1 pseudogene is annotated in these 650 nt (G+C 56.6%); it reads right to left on the reverse strand.

The features are described 5' to 3' along the window. Positions 1-214: pseudogene (locus NW860_RS00555) on the reverse strand (glycosyltransferase); the annotation flags it as partial. Between the last annotated feature and the right edge of the window lie 436 nt (positions 215-650).

Consider the following 650-nt stretch of genomic DNA (forward strand, 5'->3'; position numbering starts at 1 on the left):
GGGGATTGAGCTCAATGGCCTCGGCAATCAAAGCAGCCGCCCATTCCCCCTCCCCTTTGGCGTGGGCCACCGTCCCCAGGAGATGGAGAGCGTCGGCTTGATCTGGAAACTCCACCAGAATTTCTGAGTAGATGGCTTCCGCTGTCCGCAGGTCGCCAGCCTGCTGGGCCTGGATCCCGGCTAGAAGCTTCTCTGTAAGGGTGAGATCCGACATCGACAGCCACGGAAGCCGGAGAACTTCCCCCACTATAGGCGCTTCAGCTCTATCCAAAACCCTCCTCACCGCCCCCTGAGCCTCATGTTGCCAAAAACACAAGAAAACGGTATCCGCAGCTCTGCGAGCGATCCACCAAAACCCCAAAAGGCTGATTCTTTCGTCGGATCCCTCGACGCCTTGCGCCACAAGGCTTTCAGGCCCCAAAGCTCTTTTTGCCAACCTTTTTTCGGATCCCTCGCAAATGGGTCTTGCATCCCTTGCCCTGCTTGGGTTTAAGGGGGGTAGAGTTCCCCCTTTGTGGGGATCCCTAGAAATTGGAAACGACCTCCGAAACAACACATCACTGGGCAAAGCCCAGCATGAAAGTTCCCCCTTCGTGGGGATCCCTAGAAATTGGAAACAACCGCCAGGTGCTCCCAAACTTCACGCGCCT

Origin of the sequence: Synechococcus sp. F70.1 (assembly GCF_047502745.1) — a bacterium.
In the GTDB taxonomy this organism is placed as follows: Bacteria; Cyanobacteriota; Cyanobacteriia; order Thermostichales; family Thermostichaceae; genus Thermostichus.